Raw genomic sequence first — 24,094 nt, forward strand, 5'->3', positions numbered from 1 at the left:
CTACCAGCTGGCGCACGCGTATCGCGTGTGCCCCCGTATGCTTAGTCATCACAATGCAAAGCCCCCATATGCTTAGTCATCGCAATGCACAGCGTATAGCTATTCTAATTACACAAACACACGCGACACACCTGCGCCGGCAGTTGCGGAGTCATAATTTCAATTCTCGCCTGATACATGCTTCCGTGTAATCCCTAACCTTTTCATTTTGCTGTTTAAGGTTGTTGAGGGCACATCCAGTAACTCGGCTGCTCCGCCTGGTCCGGCAATGCGCCCATTACATTTTTTCAGCACCGCTAAAATATAATCGCGCTCGTTTTCATCAATTGATTTTACGCGCTGCCCGTCCAGGATAACGGCAGGGGCGCTTGCAGGTATAGCCGACGCTGTTGCGGGAGTGCCCGGCAACATCATTTTTTCGATCACATTACCGCGGGTTAAAAGCACGTACCGTTCAATCAAGTGTTCCAACTCGCGTACGTTGCCCGGCCAGTTGTAGGCCATCAGGTCGGCCAGGGCTTGTTTGGCCAGGGCGAGTTTGGGCCTGCCCGCCATGGCCGAATATTTTTCGATAAAATGTTCAGCCAAAACCGGGATATCGTCTTTCCTGTCGCGCAGGGCCGGCAGCAGGATAGGGAAAATGTTTAAGCGATAGTACAAATCAAGCCTGAATTTACCTGCCGCAACTTCTTTCTCAAGATTACAATTGGTGGCGGCAATTACACGCACATCTACTTTGATGGTTTCCTTTCCACCTAATTTCTCTACCTCTTTCTCCTGCAAAACCCTTAATAGTTTAGCCTGCGATTCGAGCGGCAGCTCGCCAATCTCATCCAAAAAAATGGTACCGCCCGATGCCTGTTCAAATTTACCGGCCCGCTTATCAACCGCACCGGTAAAGGCTCCCTTTTCGTGACCAAACAGCTCAGATTCTATCAGATGGGTTGGTAAAGCTGCACAGTTAACCACCACCAGCTGCTTTTTACTTCGGGGCGATAACTTGTGGATACATTTGGCAAAGCGCTCCTTACCGGTGCCGCTCTCGCCTAAAATCAATACGGAAGTCTCCATAGGCGCAACCAGGCTTAAATGATCAAGCGCGGTAAGCATAAGGTGGCTGCTGCCTATGATGCCTTCAAAACCTTTAGGCTCGGCTGTTTTTGTTGGAGATTTCGCTTCGGCGGCAACCTGTTTCGGTGCGTTGATCTTATTATCAGCCAAAATGCCCTCAATGGCTGCCGATAATGAGCGTTGTAAGCGGTTAATGAGCGTTAAATGCCTGTTGCCATACGTATCGGGTTTGCGACTATAAAATGATAAGGTAAAACCCGCGCGGCCAACAACCGGAATATACATAACCAAATTAGAAACCATTTGAAAGGTTTTGGCTATCAGCTTTTTTGCCGGGTTATTTTGGGTTAACCTCACAAACTCCCCGCCGTTAAACCAGGCCGATGTTTTATCCTCGTCGGTAGCTTCCTGTAGTTTAAGCAGTTCGTTACGTTTGAGGCCGGTTATGTTCAGCAACTCGTCAAAGCCGATAGTTTGATAGTCGTTAAAGCCCAAGCGTAAAAAACTCAGACCCTCATAGGGTACAGCATCAAGGTTTTTCATGCCTATGGCCAGGTAATCAAAGGAGATGTGGGGCTGCATGGCTTTGGCTATGCGCAGCAGTTTCTGGTTCCAGTCGGTTGTATCGGCAATAATATCGTTTAACGAGTTTTGCAACATCAGTTCGTTGTTGCGCTTCACAGTCATGTTTTGTTCATGAAGGTACTGGGCAATCTGCAGGCTCACCAGCACATCCTTTTCGCGGAATGGCTTTACCATAAAACCGTAAGGGTTAGTGGCCTTGGCTTCTTCCAGTATTTTTTGGTTGGAGTTGGCCGAAAGGTATACAAAAGCAATATCCTGTTCGGCAAGCTCTTTAGCCAGATCGATACCGGTTAAAGTGCCCTGTAAATGGATGTCGAGCAAAACCAGCTGAGGACGATATTTTTTAATGATGTCGCGGGCTTCCTCAACAGAATCGGCAATGCCGCAAACATCATAGCCTGCCTTTTCAAGCGTAAACTGTAAATCGTTGGCAACTATAAATTCATCCTCAACAATAAGTATCCTTTGGCCCATGGTATATGTGTTTTTTTTAGTGATCAGATTGCTTTTATAAATTTATCGGCAGTAAACTCAATTATTACTTTAACTCCGTTATCGGTTTCAATTTTAAAGGTGCCGCCCACCTGTTTGCTTAATCCTCTTATCAGGCTCATGCCCAGTGTTTTGCTTTTGGTAATGTCGCCATCTGTAGCTATGCCCGGGCCATCGTCCTTTACGGTTAAAACGTAGGTGTCATGATCGCTTATTTGCATGCTTACGCTTATTTTTCCCTCGCCGCCATCCTTAAATGCATATTTAATGGAATTGGTTATAGCTTCATTCAAAATCAGCCCTAAAGGTACGGCGCGGGTAACATCAAACTCGGCGGCAACAATATCTGTTTCAAAAATAATTCGGGTACCTGTATCAAAGCTTTCGCGCAGGTAATTAATTAAATCATTAATATAAGCCTGCATATCCACCAAAGCCAGATTTTCTGATTGATAAAGCTTTTGATGAATAAGCGAAATAGACTGCATGCGATGTTGGCTTTCGCGAATGGCATTGAAAGCCACATCATTGGTGATATAATTTGACTGGGTATTAAGCAGGCTGATCACAATTTGCAGGTTGTTTTTTACCCGGTGATGGATTTCCTTCATCAGCCATTCCTTTTCCTCCAGTAAGTTATCCTTTTCATTTACAAGGTTGTTTAACGAGCGGTTTTTCTGGCTTATTTCGTTTTGTTGTACCTGTAGCTGTTTGTTAACCCGCTGCTTTAAACGGTACCTGTTATAATTTAAACCCAGCAGCAGGGCAAGCAAAACAGCACCGGCAATAATGAGGTTACGCGTGATACGTTCCTGCTTAATATTGGCCTTTTGCAATTGTTCCTGTTTGGTAAGCAGTTGGATATTCTGCTCCTTTATTTTTAACTCCTTGTCTTTTTTTTCTGTTTGATATTGTATTTCAAGCTGGGCTATTTCCTGGCTTTTTTTCTCATTTAACAACGAATCGCTCAAAGTTGTATACTTTTTATAGGCTGCAATTGCATCGGCATATTTAGCCTCGGTCGAATCGAGTTGAAACGTTAGGAGGTATGATTTGGCAAGGTTGGCCAGTTTATGATGCTCCTGGCTTAAGGCTCTGAAGAGGGCTATATGCTCACGCGCCGGCTTATCCTGCGTAAATTTGATATAGAACATCGCGATAGCATGCTGAACCAATTCCTGCGGGCCGCTATGCTGATCAATTTTTTTTGATATTTCCAGTTGCTTGTCGCAATACACCTTTGCTTCTTCATACCGGTTCAGCAAAACATATACGTTAAGCAGCAGGGCATCAAGGGTGGCAAGCTCGTCGTTATTTTGAGGTGGATGATTTTTCTCCAGCTTTTTTAAAACTTTGAGGGCTTTTTCAAGCTGATTATACTTAAGATAAATTACCGCGAGATTATTGGTTAGCAATACAATGGAGCCGTAATCATTATATTTTTCGGCAACCGCCAGCGATTTTTCAAAATAGAGCTGTGCAAGCGGAAATTGTTTGGTAAAATAATACGTAAGGCCAAGGCGGTTATAAATGGTACATAACTGCATGGTGGTATCGTTAACAGCCTCGGCGGTTTTCACGGCAAGCAAGCCGTATTTAATGGCCTCCTTATAATTTCCCAACGATCCGTATACATTGCCTAACAAATCGTAAATGCCCTGTAGTCTGTTGTAGTTAATGGATTGATATATTGCAAGCGAGTTTTTCAATACGGCCACCGATTCGTCATTGCGCCCCATTAATTGCAAAAAATCGCCCTGCTCTTTCAAAACGCTCGCCTCACGTTCTTTTGCACCGGCCTGGCGAAACAATGCTGCTGCCTTTTTCCAGTAACCAGCCTTAACAATAAAATCCTCGCCCTCCAGTTGCTGATGCAACAAGTCCAGTGCCATAGTGGCTTCGGCGGCGTTTGTAAATAGTTTATTGGTAACAAAATGGTCGATGGCTTTCTGAGCCTGCTGGTAACTGTTTTTTTTATCCTTGCGTAAAGCGAAGGTTTTTGCCGCTAAAATATAGCTGTTGCCTAATCCCTGGAGGTAGCCGAGTTTGGTACCTAAATTTTGAGCGCTTAAACTATAAGTTTGTGCGCTGTCGGCCTGGTTTTTTGACAAATAGAATTCGCCGGTTTGCAATAGTATTTTAACCCTGTTGCTATCCGGGCTACTTTTTTGTAGCTGTGTTTTTAACACCTGTAATGATAACTGCTGTGCAAATCCGGTTAAAACAATAGTAAGTAAAATGCCCGTTGCCAGGCAGGTTTTAAAAATCAACCGAAAACGTTTTGTAATATGGCCCATTATCCTGCTTCATTACATGAAGCTTTTTTTTAATTGTAAAGCTTTGTATATACAAATAATATACCCTGATTTAAAGTTGTTGATTTTGAGCTTATTATGTAATGTTGATCCGGTTATTACTACTTTATTTCGCGGCGGTTACTTTATTTCGCCATTTTGGGGCGGTTAATTCAGGTTTGGTTTCAACAGTTTTTCATCTTTAAAATCAACACTGATGCTTACACCGTTATCATTTTTAAGGATGAGGCTGCTGCCGATCTGTTTACATAATCCCCGCATCAAATTCATCCCTAAACTACGGCATTTAGCCATCTCAAAATCATCGGGAAGGCCAACGCCGTTATCACTGATGCTGAGCCTGAAACTGTTTTCTTCCACGCAGCATAACGAAATGCTGATACAACCGTCAATCTCGTTCGGAAAGGCATATTTAATGCTGTTGGTAATGGCTTCGTTAAGTATAAGGCCAATGGGCACGGCCCGCGATACATCCAATTCCAGATCGGTAAGGTTTTTCTCAAAGCAAATGCGACGGCCTATATCAAAGCTTTGGCTCAGGTAATCAATCAGTTCATTAATGTAAATATGTGCTTCAATCAAAGCCCTGCTTTCTGATTGATAGAGTTTTTGGTGAATGAAGGCGATGGACTGCATGCGGTGCTGGCTTTCGCGGATGGCCGCGTGCGCCCTGTCGTCATTCAGATAAGCAGATTGGGTATTGAGCAAACTGATCACAATTTGCAGGTTGTTTTTTACCCGGTGATGGATCTCTTTAATCAGCCATTCTTTCTCTTCCAGTAAAATGTCCTTTTGTTGGGCAAGCTCAACAAGGGCCTCGTTTTTATGATTGATCTCGTCCTGCTGGGCCTGCAGCTTTTTATTGGCAATTTGCTTAAGCCTGTACCGGCTGTAAATTACGCCCGATAGCATAAACAATACTGCCGCGCCGCCAATGGTTATGTTTTGTGTTAAATGTACCTGCTTAAGGTGGTTGCGCTGTAACTGATCCTGTTTTTTTAACAGGGCAATGTTCAGCTCCTGATCTTTAAGCTGCTTGTCTTTTTTTTGGGTGTGATATTGTGCATCAAGACTGGCTATTTGCTTACGCTTAGCTTCTTCCAGCACTGAATCTTTCAAAGCGGCATAACTACGAAAATGAGCCAATGCAGCAAGATGATTTCCCTGCGCCGAATCGAGCTTAAAATGCCAGAGGTTGTTTTCGGCAAGGCCGGCTGTGTTGTGGCTTGCTTTATTCAACTCGTTGTGTATGGTTAAGTATTTATCCGTTTCGGTAAACTGCCTTGTGGCCAGGTAGTAGGGGATGAGCGCCTTGTAGGCGGGGATTTGTTGCAGGGTTATGGTGCCGCTTTTTTCTGTAATCTGCTTTAATTTGTCTGCATATTGCTTGGCCTCTTCATCGCGTTTCAGCTGCATGGCAGCTGCAAGCATCCGGCTGTATAAACTGATGCTTTGAGCAATGTTTTTTGATGGAAATTGCGCTTCAAGATTCTTTAGGTAATTTAAGGCCTTTTGAGATTGATGAAGACTGATATATGTATCGGCAATGGTTGATAATATAGAAACGCGTGACGAATCGGGCTTGCTGTTTTTTAGAGCAAAAAGTTGAGTATTCAGTTTTGAAGACGTAGTTGATTGTCCCAAAACGGATAACTGCGTAAACCAAATAATTGTGAGGATAAATAACAGCTTCATTAACTATAACTAAAATACACAAAGCGGGCCAAACGCCCTCTTTGCTTGGCAAAAATGGACTTTTACCATGTATCAACAAATAAAGTACTCATTTTTAATAAGTAATTGCATAAGTTTTTGATTGTTGATTCTGGGTGTTGAAATAACCTGGCATAATTTATAACAAGCATACATGCGGAATATCGCGTGTTTCGTTAAAAGTAACGAAATATGGCGAGTGGTATCAAGCCCGTTAATTACCTTATTTCGCTTGCTGTAATTCGCCACGTTACGAGATAAAGTAATCTTAAACTTTTTTTTATTTTATAAGTATTTGATTATTAGGAATTTGTTTTATTGGCCTTTCGCTTGCCTTTGTTATGTTAAAACAAACAAACATGGAGCAGGCAATATCATACAAACGGACCTCAAACACCATTGTTTTTATAACAGGTGCCTTTGTAAGCAACACCTGCTGGGATAACTGGAAGTTATATTTTGAAAGCCGCGACTACCAAACCCTTGCGCCGGCCTGGCCCCACAAGGATGCACCTGCTTGTACCTTACGGCAAAGACAACCCGATGAAACTATCGCATCGCAGCGCCTCAGTACTTTAACCGCCTACTTTGCAGATATTGTAAAGCAACTACCGCAAAAGCCTGTGCTTGTTGGCCATTCGTTGGGCGGACTTATTTTACAGCTATTAGTGCAACTGGGGCTGGCCGCGGCCGGGGTGGCTATCCATTCGTTACAGCCTAAGGGGGTGTTCACTTTTAAGTATTCGTTTTATAAGGCCGGTTGGGGAGCGCTGGGATTTTTCGCACCGGCAAAAAAATCATACCTCATGTCGTTCAGCGAGTGGCAGTTTGCCTTTACCAATGGCATGAATTACGAACAGCAAAAGCAAGCTTACTATGATTTGCTTACGCCCGAATCAAAGCTGTTGGTTCGTGATACAATTATCAATGCAGCAAGGATTGATTTTAAACGCCCGCATGCGCCCTTATTATTCATGGCCGGCAGCAATGATAATTTTATTCCAGCATCGCTTAACTACAGCAATTTTAAAAAGTATGCCGATAAAAACTCTATAACCGATTTTAAGGAGTTTGAAGGCCGTAATCACCACGTGCTTAGCCAGCCTTCCTGGCCCGAAAATGCCGCCTACATAGCCAATTGGCTTAATAATCTGCCTTTACAATAACAACACAACATATATCAACAAACAAAACCCAAATAATCAAAAACAATGAAAACAACAAAAACGCGCATAAGCGCACTGCTGGTAATATTAATTACCCTATTCTCATTCAATGCTATGGCCACAGTTAAACCTGCCAATCCGCCTTCAGGTTTTAAACACCAGTATGCAACGGTAAACGGGGTGAAAATTCACTATGTAACCGGCGGCAAAGGCGAGCCTTTATTACTTGTACACGGTTTTGGCCAAAACTGGTACATGTGGAACCGCCTGCTGCCCGAGCTTTCCAAACATTTTACCATTATAGCTCCTGATTTGCGCGGCGTTGGCGAATCAGAAAAAACGGCCGGCGGTTATGATAAAAAAACGATGGCTGTTGATTTGCACGAGCTTATCAAAAAATTAGGTTATAAAAACATTAACCTTGCAGGGCACGACATAGGCCTGATGGTAGCTTATGCCTACGCGGTACAGTTCCCTTCCGAAGTTAAAAAAGTAGCTTTAATGGATGCCTTGCTTCCCGGCATTGAGCCGGTTTGGAGCCAGGTAAGGGCACAGGCCTGGTGGTTCGGCTTTTTCAGCCAGCCGCACTCGGGCGAAATTGTAGCAGGTAAAGCAGGCTTATTCCTTACCGATTTTTGGCCGGTTGTGGGATATATCAAAAAACCTTTCACCAAAGCCGAAACAGCCGAGTTTATCCGCGCTTACTCGGTACCAGGCGCCACTACCGGTGCATTTAAATGGTTTGCCGCTTTTGAGCAGGACGCCAGGGATAACGTTGAATTTGCAAAAAACAAACTGCCGATGCCTTTACTGGCTATGGGATCTGATCATTTGGCCGGCTCATTCCTGGCCGCGCACTCTAAACTGGTGGCAGATAATGTGCAGGAAGTTATCATTAAAGATTCGGGCCACTGGATAGTGCAGGAACAAACCGCCCAGGTACAAAAAGGCCTGCTCGATTTCTTTCTGGCTCAATAAACAATTGGCTATAAAGCGTAACGTTTATTAATTATATTTTATCTAACAACCGGAGGCTTTAACAGCTTTCCGGCTTTTTATGCAATATGCCCAAACCCGATACCATTAAATATCGTGTAAAGCCTTCGTAAATTATCGATATATGGTAATTAACTAATGGCTTTATTTTGTTAATTATTTTATTATCAGTAATTTAATTATATGGCATATAAAGTGCATAAACTTAAGCGATAAAAAATTATTAAAACATCTAAAAAAGCTACTATGGAAATGTGTATATTTTTATTTACCCGCTTTGTGTTACTTGCCTGCCTTGCTGTGCTTATTTATATGATGATGCCAAACTACGCTGAACAAAATAATGATGGCTGGGATTAGGTATAAATCTTTTATTGGTAATTTTTATTAACTAATACTAAAACCTTGTGCATGGTTTGATTGTTGTTTTTTCACCAATCATAAAAACCGTTATATGGAAAACAGAAACAAAACTGCCTGGCCTGAAAGCCTTATCAATACCAGCGAAAATTATGAAGTTGAGTATTGGGCAAATAAATTTGGCGTACGCCCCGAAAGATTGAAAACCGCTGTTCGTGCTGTTGGAAATTCGACAACAGCGGTAGCCAAGTTTTTAAGCAATAAATAAAAAGCAGCTATGAGCCTGGAAAAGTATGTAGAGAAGCGCGATTTCAGCAAAACTAAAGAGCCCAAAGCAGGCAGGAGCAAGGATAAAAATCACCTGATGTTTGTTATCCAAAAACACGATGCCTCAAGGCTACATTACGATTTCAGGCTGGAGATGGATGGCGTACTTAAAAGCTGGGCTATCCCCAAAGGCCCCTCCACCGATCCCAAAACCAAGCGCCTGGCCATGATGGTTGAGGATCATCCCTTTGATTACCGCAACTTTGAGGGCATTATACCCGAAGGGGAATACGGCGGCGGTACTGTGATAGTTTGGGATGAAGGCACTTACGAGCCTATCGAGGCAATTAAAGGAAAAAAGGCACAGGAAAAACACCTGCTGAAACAACTTGAATCAGGCTCGCTCAAAATAAAACTTCACGGCGAAAAGCTGGAGGGAGAATACGCCCTGGTTAAAACCCACGGCATGGGCGAAAACGGCTGGTTGCTGATAAAGCATAACGACGAGTTTGCATCTGAAAAAGACATCACCAAAAAAGATAAATCTGTACTATCGGGCAAAACCATCCAAAAAATGGAAAAAACCAGCGAAAAGGTTTGGCAGCATGGCCACGAGGAGGATGTAGAAAAGCCAGCGAAATCAACAAATAAAAAAAAAGAAGCAACTGAACCGGTTAAAAAAATAGCTGAAAAAATTGACACGGATAAGCCGGAAAGCTTTGATGTTGACGCCTTGCTAAAGAAGGCACCCAAATCAAAACTTCCCCAAAATATCAAACCGATGAAGGCTACCCTGGTTGATGAACCTTTTGACGACCCGGACTGGCTTTATGAAGTGAAATGGGATGGTTACCGCGCTATTGCCATTATTGATGATAAAGGCAGTGCCGAACTCGTTTCCCGCAATAACCTCCCTTTTGATAAATATTATCCCATCAATAAACTACTCAAAGCCTGGAAAATTAATGCGGTTATTGACGGCGAGATCGTGGTGTTGAACGATAAGGGCATATCCGATTTTGGTGCCCTGCAAAACTGGCGAAGCGAGGCTGATGGTAACCTGGTTTACTATGTTTTCGATATCCTTTGGTACGACGGAAAAAACCTGATGGACCTACCGCTTGAACAACGCCAGGCTATCCTGAAAAAAATATTACCCCAAACTCACGATCAGATTCGTCAAAGCGAGGCTTTTAAGGCCAACGGTATCGAGTTTTTCAATGCGGCCGAAAGGATAGGGCTGGAGGGCATTATCGCCAAAAAAGCCAATAGTGTTTATACTTCTGATCTGCGCTCAAAAGAATGGCTTAAAATTAAGGTTCATCGCCGGCAGGAGGTGGTTGTTGCCGGCTTTACTAAAAATGCCGGAACCTCAAAGGCTTTTAGTGCGTTGGTATTGGGTGTTTATGATGATAAAGGTAAACTACAGTATGCCGGCAAAGTGGGCACAGGTTTTTCAGATAAACTGCAAAAGGAAATGATGGCGCAGTTTAAGCCGCTTATTACTGATAAAAGCCCTTTTGAGGTTGAGCCGGACGTAGATAAGCCATCGCGTTTCAGGCCGCAGCGCTTAGGGGCGAAGCCAACCTGGCTTAAGCCCCAATTGGTTGCCGAAGTTGCATTTGCCGAAGTAACCGGCGATGGGGTATTCAGGCAGGCTTCGTTTAAAGGCATGCGAACAGATAAAAAAGCAACAGACGTTGTGCTTGAAACCCCAAAAGATACCGCCGAAACTGTAACGGAGGCCGATGGAAAGGATGTTCACACCAAAACTATTAAGCCCGTGAAAGATACCGACCGCAAAACACTACTCAACCCCAACGACGAAACGCAGGTACGCAAAATTTGCGGGCATGAGCTGAAGTTTACCCACCTGAGTAAAGTGTATTGGCCCGAAGATAATGTAACGAAGCGCGATATGTTTAATTACTACTACCAGGTAGCCGATTATATTTTGCCTTATCTGAAAGACAGGCCCATGTCGCTTAATCGGTACCCCAATGGCATTCATGGTTCAAGCTTTTATCAAAAAGATGTGAAAGGTAAAGCGCCCGAATGGGTTACAAAAACTTTTCCGTATACCAACGGCGAAGGCGAACATAAGGAATACCTGGTTGGTTCGGACGAATCATATCTGCTTTGGATGGCATCGCTGGGTTGCATTGAAATGAACCCATGGTTTAGCCGCGTGCAGTCGCCGGATAACCCGGATTATTGCGTGATAGACCTCGATCCGGATAAAAACACTTTCGACCAGGTGATTGAGGCCGCACTGGAAGTAAAAAAAGTATTGGATGCTATCGATGTTCCGGCATGCTGTAAAACATCGGGTTCTACCGGGATGCATATCTATATCCCATTAGCGGCTAAGTATGATTACGATCAATCGCAAATGTTTGCAAGGCTGATTGTGAATATCGTACATAAACAGATCCCTGATTATACCAGCCTGGAACGGATGATAGCTAACAGAAAAGGTAAAATGTATCTCGATTTTCTGCAGAACCGTCCGGGTGCCACTATCGCCGGACCATATTCGCTAAGGCCGAAGCCAGGCGCTACCGTCTCGATGCCGCTGCACTGGGATGAGGTAAAACCGGGCCTTACCATGAAGGATTTTACCATTTTCAATTCTATTGATCGCCTTAAGGAAACAGGCGACTTGTTTAAAGATGTTTTAGGTAAAGGGATTAACTTGGAGGAGGTTATTAAGAAGGCGAAGAGGGTGTTTGAATAAGGCTACAGTATCAAAAAATACTTCGTTACGAGATACGAAGCAATCGCGAACTATACGGGGCGGACCTGCATTTGTGCTATTGCTTCGTTCGTCAATGACGCTCGGAGATATTTGGTCAACTTATCAGGATGTCAAATCAATATCGGCCGCCGATAAAACCACCCCATGATGCGCATTCACCACACCATTGGCATAACCATTTTGATCAATAAACATTTTTTCATTCTCAATCACAAAATGAGCACCGTCTACTCTAAAGTTTCCTTTAATAGTTAACACATGATCGGGGTGCTGCGCATGGATCTCGTTTAAAACATGGCTCGACAAACCGGCATATTCATGCGGGTCGAACTGGTAAACGTCTAAAACAGGTTCGGCATGGCCGGGCTCAAATATTTTTATGCGCCCCGGTTTTACAGTAAGTTCAATATTAGCGCCATTGACATTGCTGTTGGCTGCTATTTTATCACATTGCCTGCCGGGCTGGTAATGTTGGCATCAATTGTAAGCACACGGCCCTTACTGTCATCATAAAATGATAAAACCCTTAAAAACTCAATATTGCTGAGCCCGTCGCTATAGGTAAGCGTGTTTTGTTCGCTCAAAAATATGGTAGTCCCAAACATGAATGCGTGTTTCATAACGGTACGGTTTATTGGTTAATTGATTTAGATACAATTATTAAAACCGTAAAATGTTTTAGTTATTATTATTCATTAAAGGATAAGTTGAGCAGGTTTATTAAGCGTTATTATAAACTGCTCAGTTTAAAATAACCGAGGTTAATCTTGTCTTCCGGTAAACCTGTGTTGGGTATGAGTACTATCTGATATTCTGCCTTTTGCGTTGCGCTGAGAATATCCTCTACATTATAAATATCATCCACATCAATACCGTATTTATCATCAATATGCGAGTTTGCTCCATTAAAATGGTTATGCTTAAAAAAGTATGTTTCTTTGGCGTTTTTTGATGCCGAGGCGAAATCGTTTTGAACAGTAAGTACGGCATAATGCTGCTCTTCAAATTTATCGGGTTGATAGCCGCCCAAATTGATAAAGAATAATTTACTGTGTTGCCCAATACTGTTATCGCGCGGCTTAATTTCTACTTTATAACCATCAACTGTATTAACCTCGCGCCAGGCATCAATATGGATCCTTTCGGGTTCGGGCCCAAAAGCCTGTATTTCCGGAATCAGATCGCGAAGCGAAGCCGCTATCCCAAAAAAAACATCATGTTGTTCGGTATGCCGGCCGGATGGCTTGCAGCCCAATAAAAGCATAAAAAGTTTCAGGTTTTCCATCAGATAAAGGTATTATATGGTTAAGCCCAAAGCAAAGCCATTTGTCAAACTACTATCACAATGCTATAAATTGGTAATTTGTTCAACGCCTGCTGCATTTTTTACGTTAGTTGATTTGAATACGCATCGTATCAAAATTATTATTCCTACATGAAAAAAATCATTTGTTCATTAACCGTTTTACTGGCGGTTGTTTTTAACTCTTATGCGTCGGTACCAAAAAAGGTACTGGATACCGCTACCTTTGCCACCGGCTGCTTTTGGTGTACCGAAGCCAAGTTTCAGCAATTAAAGGGTGTCGAAAAGGTAATTTCCGGCTTTTCGGGCGGCCACGTTGCCAATCCATCTTACGAGTTGGTTTGTACCGGCACCACCGGGCATGCCGAGGCCTGCAACATTATTTATGATCCGGCAAAAATCTCGTATGATGAATTGCTGGCTGCTTTTTTTGTTGCTCATGATCCTACACAATTAAACAGGCAGGGTAATGATGTGGGTACACAATACCGATCGGCTATATTTTATCATAATGCTGCTCAAAAGCAAAAGGCGCAATATTATATCAGCAAGCTTAATACCGAAAAGGCTTATAAAAACCCGATAGTAACACAGGTGGTGATGTACAAAGCTTTTTACAAAGCCGAAGATTACCACCAAAACTACTTTAATCAAAACGGCGAACAACCTTACTGTAAGTACGTGATCCAGCCCGAGTTAGAAAAATTTAAAAAAGTATTTAAAGATAAACTGAAGCAATAATGAAAAGGATATATGCATTAGCAGCGCTGTTGCTTTGTTTTACAGGGGCATTTGCCCAGCAACTGAAAACCGAAAAGGGGCATGAGAAAAATCCGTACTATTCCAATACGGATACCAAACATTTAAATGTATCAAACGCAGAGTGGAAAAAGATTCTGCCGCCAGCTTTATATGCTACCGCGAGGGAGGCCGCTACCGAGCGTGCATTTACCGGACAATATTGGGATAAAACAACCAAGGGTACTTATTACTGCGCTGTTTGCGGCAATAAATTATTTCGATCGGATGCCAAGTTTGCCAGCGATTGCGGCTGGCCGAGTTTTTTTGAGCCCGTGCGCAAAAACAGTGTTATTTATAAACAGGATAATTCATACGGCATGAGCCGTACCGAAGTGCTTTGTGCCCGCTGCGATTCGCACCTCGGCCATATTTTTGACGATGGGCCACCGCCAACTTATAAACGTTTTTGCATGAACTCGGTATCGCTTGATTTTGTGCCCGATGGGTTTGCCAAATAGATTGGTTAGTTACCGAATTAATATCAAAAAAGTCACGTTAAAGTAAACGTGACTTTTTGTTTTACAGGCCTTGAAACAAGTGTGTTTAACTTGCGTTGTTTAGTCATCAATCTAAATAACACCACTTATGGAACTGCAGAGCCTTAAAGATATCGCGAAGCAAATGATGGCCGGCAACAAAGGCCTTTTAGCGATGGACGAAAGTGTATCAACCTGTAACAAACGTTTTGCTGCCCTGAATATCCCGCAAACCGAGGAGTACCGCCGCAAATACCGCGAACTGATTGTAACCACGCCCAAACTGGAGGAAGCCATAAGCGGGGCCATTTTGTTTGATGAAACCATCAGGCAAAGTACAGCCGATGGTAAAATGTTTATCGAGATCCTTAAAGAAAAAGGCATTATCCCGGGTATAAAAGTTGATGAAGGTGCCATTAGTATGGATGGCTTCCCGGATGAGAAGATAACCGAGGGGTTGGATAATTTACATAAACGCCTTGCCGAATATTATAAATTGGGTGCCCGCTTTGCTAAATGGCGCGCGGTGATGACCATTGGCAATGGTACACCAACAAGCGGCAGCATTAAAGCTAATGCATTTTTGCTGGCCCGTTATGCTGCTATATGCCAGGAAGCAGGCATTGTACCCATTGTTGAGCCCGAAGTTTTGATGGACGGCAGCCACTCGCTTAAAACCTGTGCCGATGTAACCAACGAGGTTTTACATACCGTATTTAATCAGCTTTACCAGCAAAGGGTTAATTTTGAGGGGATGATATTAAAACCCAATATGATAGTGCCGGGCCTCGAATCGCTGCAGCAGGACGGCGCGGATGCGGTGGCCGATGCTACCATCAGTTGCTTTTTAAGATGTGTGCCAGCCTCGGTGCCGGGTATTGCCTTTTTATCCGGAGGACAATCGCCGGAGTTGGCCTCAGAAAGGCTAAATGCCATGCACGTGCGCTTTAGGGATAAAATGCCCTGGGCTTTAACTTTCTCATATTCAAGAGCGGTACAGCAACCCTGTTTAGAAAAATGGGACGGCAAGGATGAGAATGTTGCCGAAGCCCAGCGACTATTATACGAACGTGCGCACATCAATACCATTGCGCGAGATGGAAAATATACACCTCAACTGGAGCATCAGATGGCATAAACAAAGAAGCCGCTTTCATTTTGAAGGCGGCTTCTTTGTTTTATGGTTTCAGGCAGATTAAAGACCCTTTACACCAAAATGCGTATAGGTAGTAAAACCTAAAAAGGTATTATCGATTGGTACACCAAGCGGAGCCTGCAAAGCCCGCAGATATTTCAGATTTTCAGTTTTATAGTAACCATAAGCTACTTCAACTCCGGGAAAAATCCGGCTGTTTAAGTCGCAATAATCACAGCCCGTTTTCCGCTCAAATGCTTTGCGCATAAAATCATAACCCAGGCTAATGTTTTTTGAGCTGAGCTCCCACAAGTTGTTATCACCCTGTATGCGGGCAAGTGCAGCTGCATAAGCATAAGCGGTTAGCGAGTATTGATAATGCACACAATCCTTACGTACACAAAGCTCGGGCAGGGTACCATCCGGCTGAATGATATTGGGCAGCTCACGCACCATCAAATCGTACCCGGCCCGGTAAACGCTGTCGGCATCTAAAAAAATGCCGATAGCCATTTTGGCGTAACCGGCCGATGAATCCCAGTTGTTTTTATAATCGGGGATAACATTGATGTAGTTATCTTTTACGTTGATTAGGTACTTGCCAAACCGCTCAATATCTGCAGCGGCCCAGCCGGCTGATTTTCCCTTTACCTTGTAATGCCTGATGATCTCGGCAGCGGCTACAAAGCTGGGCGTTGTCCATGAGGCTTCGAGTGAAGGCTGTTTGGCATTGGTTTTTCCGGGGAGCAGGCCGTAATCCTTAAACGCGTAAGCCCAGCCATTAAGCAGGCCGATGGCTTTTTTTGCATAACCGGTATCGCCTGTATTGGCCCAGGCCAGTGCGTAAGCATAAACCAATTCACAATCTTTCCTGATCTGGGTTTTTGATGGCGATGTGGCCCCGTTCGATCCTACAACTATCGTGGCAGGGAAGGTGGTGGGGTATTCATGATCTTTGATAAAATCGAGAACCTTTTGATAGGCGGCGGTGCGCATGGTATCGCCGGCTTTGAGTTCTGCGGCAATCTGGTTTAAGCTTGATCTGGTATTTAGGATGCCGGGGTGTATAAATTTGGTTTTAGGGGAGGGGGGTGTTCCTGTGCTATCTGTTATTGAGGCTTTTACATTTATGCAAAATACGGATAATGATAGCAGGAGAGTGGTTAAAAACCTGGTTTGGGTCTTCATTAGGTCTATTTAGTGATTGTTGGTGGAAGTTGTTGTATTAAAACTTCTTGTTAAGCGGTTTGGTTAAATAAAACAAATGTCATTTCGACGAACTGCGAGGGCAATAGAGCGGACGGGTGAGGAGAAATCTTGTACGCCCAGCTTCGAGCCTTGCATAGTGGCCCTGTCTCGCGTATAAGATTTCTCTTTCGCCTCCGCACTCAGTCCACCGCTGCTCTATCGAAATGACATTTTTTCAAAAAAAATAGCACAATCCCCGCTTGAATTTATTGGGAATGAACTTACTTATCCAATCCGCCCCGCCTGGTAGCCTTTACCTGCGCCGGCCACTTAACCCCCTCGGTTTTGGTATTAACGGTTTTAGCCGGATCCTCGCTTGCCATATAAGCTAAAATAGCCGCTAAAATGGCGTTGTTTTTCAAGTCATCAAACACCACTTTATCATAGGTATCGCGGTTGGTGTGCCAGGTATATGATCCGTAACTCCAGTTGAGCGAACTCAGCGAAAAGCCCGGAGCACCTACAGCTACAAACGAAGCAAAGTCTGAGCCGCCGCCGCCCGGTTGGCCCGGGAATACGGTTTTGATCCTGTTTTTAATAGTATCTGGCACGGCATTAAGCCATCTTGTTAAATAATCTTTAGCCTCAACATAACCCTGCCCGCTCAGGTTAACCACGCGGCCGGTACCGTTATCCTGGTTAAACAGGGCCTGCAGGTTTGCAACAATTTCGGGATGATCTTCAACAAAAGCGCGCGAACCATTCAGGCCTTCTTCTTCGCTACCCCAGTGGCCAACTAAAATGGTACGTTTTGGATGAGGGTAGAATTTTTTCAATAAACGCATCGCCTCCATCATAGTCAAAGTACCTGTACCGTTATCGGTAGCGCCGGTACCGCCATCCCACGAGTCGAAGTGGGCGCTTAGCATTACGTATTCATTTGGTTTTTCGCTGCCTTTAATTTCGGCAATGGTATTAAATGTTGGTACAACACCCAGCTCTTTCGATTCGCAATGAATGCTGATCACCGGTTTATCGCCGCCTTCCACCAAACGGTAAAGCATACCGTAGTCCTCTAAAGCTATATCAACTGTAGGCACTTTTTTGGTATAGGCCGAAAAAATCTTATCAACCCCAAAACCCGCCGACCAGTTATTGGTTAAAATGCCTACTGCGCCGGCATTTTCTAAAGCAACGGGCAAGGTGCGGGTAGTGAACCCTGTTTTGCTGATGCGTTTTTTCCAGGCATCAGTTTGGGCGGTACGCTCGGCTTTCATTTTATCGAATGATTCTTTCAGCGCAAATTCCTGCCAGTTATAGTCGGGCCTGCCGGTGGGCTGGCACATCGAGATCATTACAAATTTACCTTTTACATTAGGCAGCCATTGCTGAAAGGCTGCCGAATCGGCCAGATCAGGTATGATCACAATCTCCGCAGTGGTGGTTTTTTTACCCATGCCCGGGCTCCAGGCCAGTTGGGTGCCTTCAAGCGATTTTACCCTTGGCGATATCATGTCAATATGCGATACGCCGCGTTCCCATCCACGCCATTCGCCCCATTTTTCGTTTTTGGCTTCTATGTCCCAGCTTTTGTATTTGGCTACGGCCCAGTCATTAGCCTGTTTCATTTGCGGTGTACCAACCAAACGCGGCCCAATGCCATCAAAAAGTTCGTGCGCCAGCTTTTCCAATTGGGAGTTACTGGTTTCCTCGCGCATGATATTATTAATAACCGGGTTGCTTGATTGGGCCGAGGCCATGCTGCCGTAAAGCAGCATGCCTAAAACAAATGGCCTTGCCTTACCAATAAGGCTGCAGGTAGGAGAGTAAAATTGTTTCATAAAGCCTAAATTATGAAAAAGCGGGCGAGGTAATACGTTTTATCCGGATTGATATTTATAAGTAACATAATTATTGCAATGTTTTTAATAAGTACTTACTTTGCTATCGTAAAATATTAAGCACCTTGTCATGAAAATTCATTTGTTGCCCATTGGTTTATTATTGCTGCTGATGAGCTGCAGGCAAACAGCAAAACCTATAAATACGAAACAGGCAGATACCGCCGCGATTATACAAAAAGCAGATACCACCCAAAATTTGAAAGAAGCCGGGCCTGTAATTATTGATGATGCTGATAGCCCTCCGGATAATGGCTGGACTGATTCGTTATTGACAGCATATCTTAAAAGCTCGCACAACAAATTAATAACTATGGCCGTGGCCGATACGTCAATACACGAAGAATGGCTTTTTGATAGTGTACGACCGATGGGCAAATCAAAATACTTTGTTTACAACGTTGGCCATGATTATAACAATGGCGATGGTGTTGTTTTTGCCTCGGATAGCTGGGTTTTTATTGATAGTGCAACCAGGAAACTTTATGAATCGCAGCCTGATGAAAGTTTAAAGGAGTGGAAACAGTAAGTTAAGTTGATGTAGCTGATTTGTTTGCTGGGTTTTAAAATTGTGTGTTTAAGTTAAATTGTTATTCTGGAATTAACATTAGGTTTACACGCCGCCGGTTCTTTTGCAAAAACTAACCTGTAACAAATTACCATGAAAAAACAATTTCTCGGCGCTATCGCGGTTTCGGCCGTGATGCTTTCTTCCTGTCACGACGATCATAAAATACAACCATTCACCTATCCGGATATGGCCGAGGCTGCAAATCCGGCTATCCTTTTTACTACAACGGGTGGCGTAAATGTGTACAACGGGGGCTTTGGCTCGGCTGTTGCAGCCGATCCGAAAGAGAAAGACGTGTTTTACCTGTTAACCGACCGCGGTTCGAACGTGGCCGGAGTACCGGCTAACTCCATCGTCATCGGCAAACCCGATTTTGATCCGCAGATAGGTAAATTCAGATTAAAAGATAATAAACTTGTCCTCGAGCAAACTATCGAACTAAAAAATGCTGCCGGGCAACAGTTAAACGGTCTGCCAAACCCGGCCGGCATGGGTGCATCGGGCGAAATTGCTTATGACCTGGCCGGTAACCAGCTAACCCCGAGTGCAGATGGCATCGATTCGGAAGGTTTGGCGCTTGACGGCAAGGGCGGTTTTTGGGTGAGCGATGAGTACGGTCCGCATATAGTTCACTTTGATGCCACAGGTAAAACCATCGAGCGTATCAATCCTTTTGGTACTGGCACCGGCGGCCGTAAAATTCCCGCTGTATTTGCAACCCGCCGCGCTAACCGTGGTATGGAAGGTTTGGCTATTACGCCGGATGGCAAAACATTGGTAGGCATGATGCAATCGCCGATGTATAACCCTTCAAAATCAGCCGTAAGCAATTCAACCGTGTTGCGCATCCTTACTTTTGATATCGCAACCGGTAATACCAAACAGTATGTTTATTTAATGAACGATAAATCGTTAACAGGTGTTAGTGATATCACCGCTGTAACCGCCACCACATTTTTAACGGTTGAGCGTGATGGTAACTTCGCAGGTTCAGCAACCAGTCCGGCAATGTTTAAAAAAGTATTTAAAATTGATATCAGCAATGCTACCGATATCTCAGACCCGGATAATGGTGCCAACGGTAAAAAATACGGCGGCAAAACTGTTGAAGAATTAAATGATATTACCGGCCTGCAGTCGGCAGGTATTGTGCCTGTTACAAAAACACAGGTGCTTGATCTGTTAACCGATATTAAACCTGTTTATCCGCATGATAAAGCCGAAGGTTTAACCCTGTTGCCGGGTAATATCCTGGCCATCTCAAACGATGATGATTTTGGCGTGGTTGACAATGGTGCGAATGGTTTCGCGACAAAAATATTACCTGCCACCAACTCGGTTGATCGCAACCGGATCTATTTTGTCAGGCTAAAATAGTACTAACGCCCAATTTCTGATAAGCAAGCAAAGCTCCTTGTATACCAGGGGGCTTTGCTTGTTTACAGGCATATACTTTAAAAAATTTTCTTTTTAATAATATGTTCGTTTTATTGTTAAAGTAACATTTATTGTGTAGTTAAAATTTAACATTAGCCTGTATTATTTTATCGGAACAGTAGTTTTTTATTGACTTTATTGTGTGTTTTTTATTTTTAAATAATTGATTTACAAATATTTAAAAAATAGAATTTACTTTTTTTAATGTTGTTAAATTCGTACAAAAAGTAACTCATATTGTATTACAATCGATTGTTAACCCCGGTTAGTTTTACCTGTGCCAAAGTCACCGTACTATAAAGTGTTAAAAAGTGACTTTAGTGAAAACCAATTAACAATTTAAAGTAAAACGTATGAGAGGAAAACTACGCATCAAAAAAGTGGTGGCTTTGATCTGTACCGGCTTATCATTTATGCTGATAAGTTTGGCGGCCCAGGCCCAAACTAAGCTGGTAACCGGCAAGGTTACCAGTGCAGACAATGGCCTGCCCTTGCCCGGTGTTACCATCAGGGTAAAAGGCAGTACACAGGCCGCCGGTTCAAAAACCGACGGTACTTATTCAATAACCGTTGGCAATAACGAAACCCTTATTTTCAGCTTTGTAGGCTATAACAGCCAGGAAGTACCGGTGAGCGGCCGTTCAACCATCAATGTATCTTTAGCACCCGATAACAAGGCGTTAACCGAAGTTGTGGTTGTAGGTTACGGCACTGCCAAACGTAAAGATTTAACAGGCGCCGTGAGTTCGGTAACTGCCGAGCAGATTGCCAAGGTGCCGGTTACCAGTGTAGACCAGGCTTTGCAAGGCCGCGCATCGGGTGTGCAGGTTACCAATAATGATGGTGCGCCGGGCGCAAGTGTAAGCGTACTGATCAGGGGTGTTGGTAGTTTGGCATCCAACGGTAACGAACCGCTGTATGTGGTTGACGGTTATCCCATTACCGGCGGCCTTAACAATATCAACCCGAGCGATATTGCCAGCATCGATGTTTTGAAAGATGCTTCGGCCACGGCCATTTATGGTGTAAGGGCTGCTAACGGCGTTGTAATCATCACCACAAAAAAAGGACGTAAAGACGGCGGCGTGCAGATATCGATAGATGCATACGGCTCGCTGCAATCAAAGCCTAAAAAATATCACGTACTTAACGCACAGCAATGGGCTACGTTGGCCAATGAAGATCACGCGTCGGAAGGTAATTTTACCGAATTACCTGAGTGGGCAAATCCATCGGCGCTTACCAATGTTGATTGGCAGGATGCTGTTTACCGCACCGGCTCAAAACAAAATTATAACCTGGCTATCCGCGGTGGTAATGAAAAAATTCAGTCGGCTTTTTCGGTTGGTTATTACGATCAAAAGGGCATTGTATTAGGCTCGTACTTTAAAAGGCTAAACCTGGGTATGAATATTGATTATAGCGTAGCTAAATGGTTAAAATCATCAAGCAGCGCCAAATACTCAAGGCAGGATCAAAACAATCCTTTTGGTTCGGGTTCGTTACAGCAGTTAACCCAGCTAATCCCAACATTAGATGGCGGCAACAAATTAACCAACCAGATAAAGGATAACAAAGGGAACTACGGTTTTTATAACCCGGTGAACATCTACACCAAAAGCTGGGGTAATCCATTGTACACTATCGAACAAAACGATTACAAAAACCTGAATAACTACTTTTTGGCCAACAGCTCGCTCGAAGCAACGATTATCCCCGGGTTAAAAATTAAAACCAATGCGGGTGTAAACGTAAGTGATTATTCGGGTCACTATTTTCAGCCCGAGGATTTGCGCTGGCAGGAGCAATATGGCCTGAGCGGTGCTAACCAAAACTCGGTTTACTCGCAAAGCGCCAATAATACCTTCGAGTGGCTTTGGGAAAACACCATCTCGTACGATAAAACTTTTGGTAAGCATACCATCAATTTTGTAGGCGGTGTTTCGGCCCAGTCAAACACTTATCGTTACATGACCGGTACCGGCGATAAACTGATCAATAATGCGCTGCGCGATCTGGCCCAGGTTAATGATCTGGTAGTTACCGGCAGTGAATACACCACAACATTTGCCTCGCAGTTTGGCAGGTTAAGTTACAAATACGCCGACAAGTATATTGTAACCGGTACCGTTAGGCGCGACGGTTCATCAAAATTTGCACAGGGACACCAGTATGGCGTATTCCCTTCGGGTTCGGTAGCCTGGAAAATTAAAGAAGAATCTTTCCTGAAAGATGTCAACTGGATCTCTGATTTGAAGGTAAGAGGCGGTTATGGTGAGGTTGGTAACCAGGGTTCTATCCCGCTGTTCCAATACGATGCCTTGTACTCATCGGGTGGTGCTGCTACTACCGGTACAAACGTGGGTTATCCCTTTGGCAAAAACGGGGCAGATGGTGCAATTTATCAACCAGGTCTGGCACCAACACAGCCGGCGAATAATAATTTACGCTGGGAAACTGATTACCAAACAGACATAGGTTTAGACGCTGCCTTCCTGAACGGCGACCTTACCTTTACCTTTGATTATTACAACAGGCGCTCGAAAGACTTTTTATTGAACCTGCCTGTATCATCACAAACCGGTTTCAGCCAAAACCTGGCGCAAAACGTTGGCGAAATCAATAACAAAGGTTTGGAGTTTGCTGTAAACTACAACCACAGCTCAAAGGAGTTCAGGTATGGCATCGGTTTAACATTTTCAACCGTTAAAAATAAGCTGGTGAGCATCAATAAAAGCTTAACATTTATTGATAACCTAACTACGGTAACAGGCTTAAACGCCAACGGTTGGGGCCAGTTCAGCGAAACCAATATCGGCCAGCCGGTGGGCGAGTTTTTCGGATACAAATCATTAGGTATTTTCCAGTCGCAGGCGCAAATCAATGCGTTAAATGCGGCTGCAGCTGCTAAATTTCCGAGCAACCCATATTATTGGAAAAGCGTAACCCAGCCGGGCGACCGCTATTATGCTGATACTAACGGCGATGGCCAGGTAACCCCATCAGACAGGACAAGCCTTGGCAGCCCGATCCCGAAATTTTACGGTGGTTTAAACCTCGATTTTTCGTACAAGGCTTTTGATATTAACGCCTATTTCTATGGTTCGTACGGTAACAAAATCCTAAACTATCAGCAACGCAACCTCGAAAGCTTCCAGGCACCTGGTTTTGTTGGTGTGGAAAACGTTGGTTATGACTACTATGTTAACCACTGGACATCAAGCAACCCATCAAACCGTTACGCCAGGCTTACTTATAATGATGATACCAGCGCCAATAACGTACCATCAAGTGTATATGTTGAAAACGGAAGCTACCTGCGTTTAAGAAACTTAACCTTCGGTTACTCTTTACCATCAGATCTGGCTAAACGGTTAACGCTGTCAAAAGTGAGGATCTATTTCTCAACCCAAAACCTGTTCACTATTACCGGTTACAAAGGTCTTGATCCTGAAATTGGTGTATCCAGTGGTAATGCTACGGCTTCGGGTATTGATGCAGGCAACTATCCTACATCTAAATTTTACACCCTTGGTTTAAATGTGACTTTTTAATCAGG

Annotated in this window: 18 protein-coding genes; 10 read left to right on the top strand and 8 right to left on the bottom strand. The window is 43.8% G+C overall.

Annotated elements, in window-relative coordinates; all coding sequences use genetic code 11:
• Positions 1 to 159 precede the first annotated feature (159 nt).
• The 3 genes from HYN43_RS06105 to HYN43_RS06115 all read right to left on the bottom strand — a co-directional run bounded on the left by HYN43_RS06105 (position 160) and on the right by HYN43_RS06115 (position 6,158).
• Positions 160 to 2,130 (bottom strand): sigma 54-interacting response regulator, encoded by a 1,971-nt coding sequence (locus HYN43_RS06105; protein ID WP_119408605.1) that lies wholly within the window; start codon positions 2,128 to 2,130, stop codon positions 160 to 162.
• A gap of 23 nt (positions 2,131 to 2,153) precedes the next feature.
• Entirely contained in the window at positions 2,154 to 4,418 is a 2,265-nt protein-coding gene (locus HYN43_RS06110) for a histidine kinase dimerization/phosphoacceptor domain -containing protein (RefSeq protein WP_162996335.1), read from the bottom strand.
• 192 nt (positions 4,419 to 4,610) lie between these two features.
• Positions 4,611 to 6,158 (bottom strand): sensor histidine kinase, encoded by a 1,548-nt coding sequence (locus HYN43_RS06115; RefSeq protein ID WP_119408607.1) that lies wholly within the window; start codon positions 6,156 to 6,158, stop codon positions 4,611 to 4,613.
• A 359-nt stretch (positions 6,159 to 6,517) separates the two neighbouring features.
• Between HYN43_RS06115 and HYN43_RS06120 the strand changes: the two genes are divergently transcribed.
• The 4 genes from HYN43_RS06120 (at position 6,518) to ligD (ending at position 11,702) form a co-directional block, all read left to right on the top strand.
• Complete coding sequence (locus HYN43_RS06120; protein WP_245447168.1) at positions 6,518 to 7,342, top strand: alpha/beta hydrolase; 825 nt, start codon at positions 6,518 to 6,520, stop codon at positions 7,340 to 7,342.
• 45 nt (positions 7,343 to 7,387) lie between these two features.
• Positions 7,388 to 8,320 (top strand): alpha/beta fold hydrolase, encoded by a 933-nt coding sequence (locus tag HYN43_RS06125; protein WP_205589884.1) that lies wholly within the window; start codon positions 7,388 to 7,390, stop codon positions 8,318 to 8,320.
• Between the two features lie 472 nt (positions 8,321 to 8,792).
• Positions 8,793 to 8,966, top strand: coding sequence for a DUF3606 domain-containing protein (locus HYN43_RS06130; protein ID WP_119408608.1), 174 nt, complete (start codon positions 8,793 to 8,795; stop codon positions 8,964 to 8,966).
• Positions 8,967 to 8,975: 9 nt separating this feature from the next.
• The gene (gene ligD / locus HYN43_RS06135) at positions 8,976 to 11,702 is read left to right on the top strand and encodes a DNA ligase D (protein ID WP_119408609.1); all 2,727 of its coding nucleotides are present in this window, start codon (positions 8,976 to 8,978) and stop codon (positions 11,700 to 11,702) included.
• A gap of 123 nt (positions 11,703 to 11,825) precedes the next feature.
• Here the strand turns inward: ligD and HYN43_RS06140 are convergent, their stop codons facing one another.
• From HYN43_RS06140 to HYN43_RS06150, 3 genes are all read right to left on the bottom strand, one after another.
• Positions 11,826 to 12,029 carry a hypothetical protein gene (locus HYN43_RS06140; RefSeq protein ID WP_119408610.1) on the bottom strand — a complete coding sequence of 68 codons (204 nt, stop codon included), beginning with the start codon at positions 12,027 to 12,029 and terminating at the stop codon, positions 11,826 to 11,828.
• Between the two features lie 131 nt (positions 12,030 to 12,160).
• The gene (locus HYN43_RS06145; protein ID WP_119408611.1) at positions 12,161 to 12,343 is read right to left on the bottom strand and encodes a hypothetical protein; all 183 of its coding nucleotides are present in this window, start codon (positions 12,341 to 12,343) and stop codon (positions 12,161 to 12,163) included.
• 110 nt (positions 12,344 to 12,453) lie between these two features.
• Positions 12,454 to 13,008 (bottom strand): DUF1543 domain-containing protein, encoded by a 555-nt coding sequence (locus HYN43_RS06150; protein ID WP_119408612.1) that lies wholly within the window; start codon positions 13,006 to 13,008, stop codon positions 12,454 to 12,456.
• A gap of 150 nt (positions 13,009 to 13,158) precedes the next feature.
• Between HYN43_RS06150 and msrA the strand changes: the two genes are divergently transcribed.
• From msrA to HYN43_RS06165, 3 genes are all read left to right on the top strand, one after another.
• A complete protein-coding gene (gene msrA, locus HYN43_RS06155) occupies positions 13,159 to 13,767 on the top strand; it encodes a peptide-methionine (S)-S-oxide reductase MsrA (protein ID WP_119408613.1) in 609 nt (202 codons plus the stop codon).
• Positions 13,767 to 14,285 (top strand): peptide-methionine (R)-S-oxide reductase MsrB, encoded by a 519-nt coding sequence (gene msrB / locus HYN43_RS06160; RefSeq protein ID WP_119408614.1) that lies wholly within the window; start codon positions 13,767 to 13,769, stop codon positions 14,283 to 14,285. The genes msrA and msrB overlap by 1 nt, the downstream gene beginning before the upstream one ends.
• Before the next feature lie 127 nt (positions 14,286 to 14,412).
• Entirely contained in the window at positions 14,413 to 15,441 is a 1,029-nt protein-coding gene (locus HYN43_RS06165; protein WP_119408615.1) for a class I fructose-bisphosphate aldolase, read from the top strand.
• A gap of 57 nt (positions 15,442 to 15,498) precedes the next feature.
• Here HYN43_RS06165 and HYN43_RS06170 read toward each other — a convergent pair whose 3' ends face one another.
• A complete protein-coding gene (locus tag HYN43_RS06170) occupies positions 15,499 to 16,626 on the bottom strand; it encodes an alginate lyase family protein (RefSeq protein ID WP_119408616.1) in 1,128 nt (375 codons plus the stop codon).
• 281 nt (positions 16,627 to 16,907) lie between these two features.
• Positions 16,908 to 18,467 (bottom strand): M20/M25/M40 family metallo-hydrolase, encoded by a 1,560-nt coding sequence (locus HYN43_RS06175; protein WP_245447170.1) that lies wholly within the window; start codon positions 18,465 to 18,467, stop codon positions 16,908 to 16,910.
• Between the two features lie 130 nt (positions 18,468 to 18,597).
• On the opposite strand from HYN43_RS06175, the gene HYN43_RS06180 reads away from it, so the two are divergent.
• The 3 genes from HYN43_RS06180 to HYN43_RS06190 all read left to right on the top strand — a co-directional run bounded on the left by HYN43_RS06180 (position 18,598) and on the right by HYN43_RS06190 (position 24,089).
• The gene (locus HYN43_RS06180; protein ID WP_119408617.1) at positions 18,598 to 19,056 is read left to right on the top strand and encodes a hypothetical protein; all 459 of its coding nucleotides are present in this window, start codon (positions 18,598 to 18,600) and stop codon (positions 19,054 to 19,056) included.
• A gap of 132 nt (positions 19,057 to 19,188) precedes the next feature.
• Positions 19,189 to 20,475: an esterase-like activity of phytase family protein gene (locus HYN43_RS06185; RefSeq protein ID WP_119408618.1), complete on the top strand. Its 1,287-nt coding sequence runs from the start codon at positions 19,189 to 19,191 to the stop codon at positions 20,473 to 20,475.
• A gap of 413 nt (positions 20,476 to 20,888) precedes the next feature.
• A complete protein-coding gene (locus tag HYN43_RS06190) occupies positions 20,889 to 24,089 on the top strand; it encodes a SusC/RagA family TonB-linked outer membrane protein (protein ID WP_119408619.1) in 3,201 nt (1,066 codons plus the stop codon).
• Positions 24,090 to 24,094: the final 5 nt, after the last annotated feature.

Origin of the sequence: Mucilaginibacter celer, from assembly GCF_003576455.2 — a bacterium.
Classification (GTDB): Bacteria; Bacteroidota; Bacteroidia; order Sphingobacteriales; family Sphingobacteriaceae; genus Mucilaginibacter; species Mucilaginibacter celer.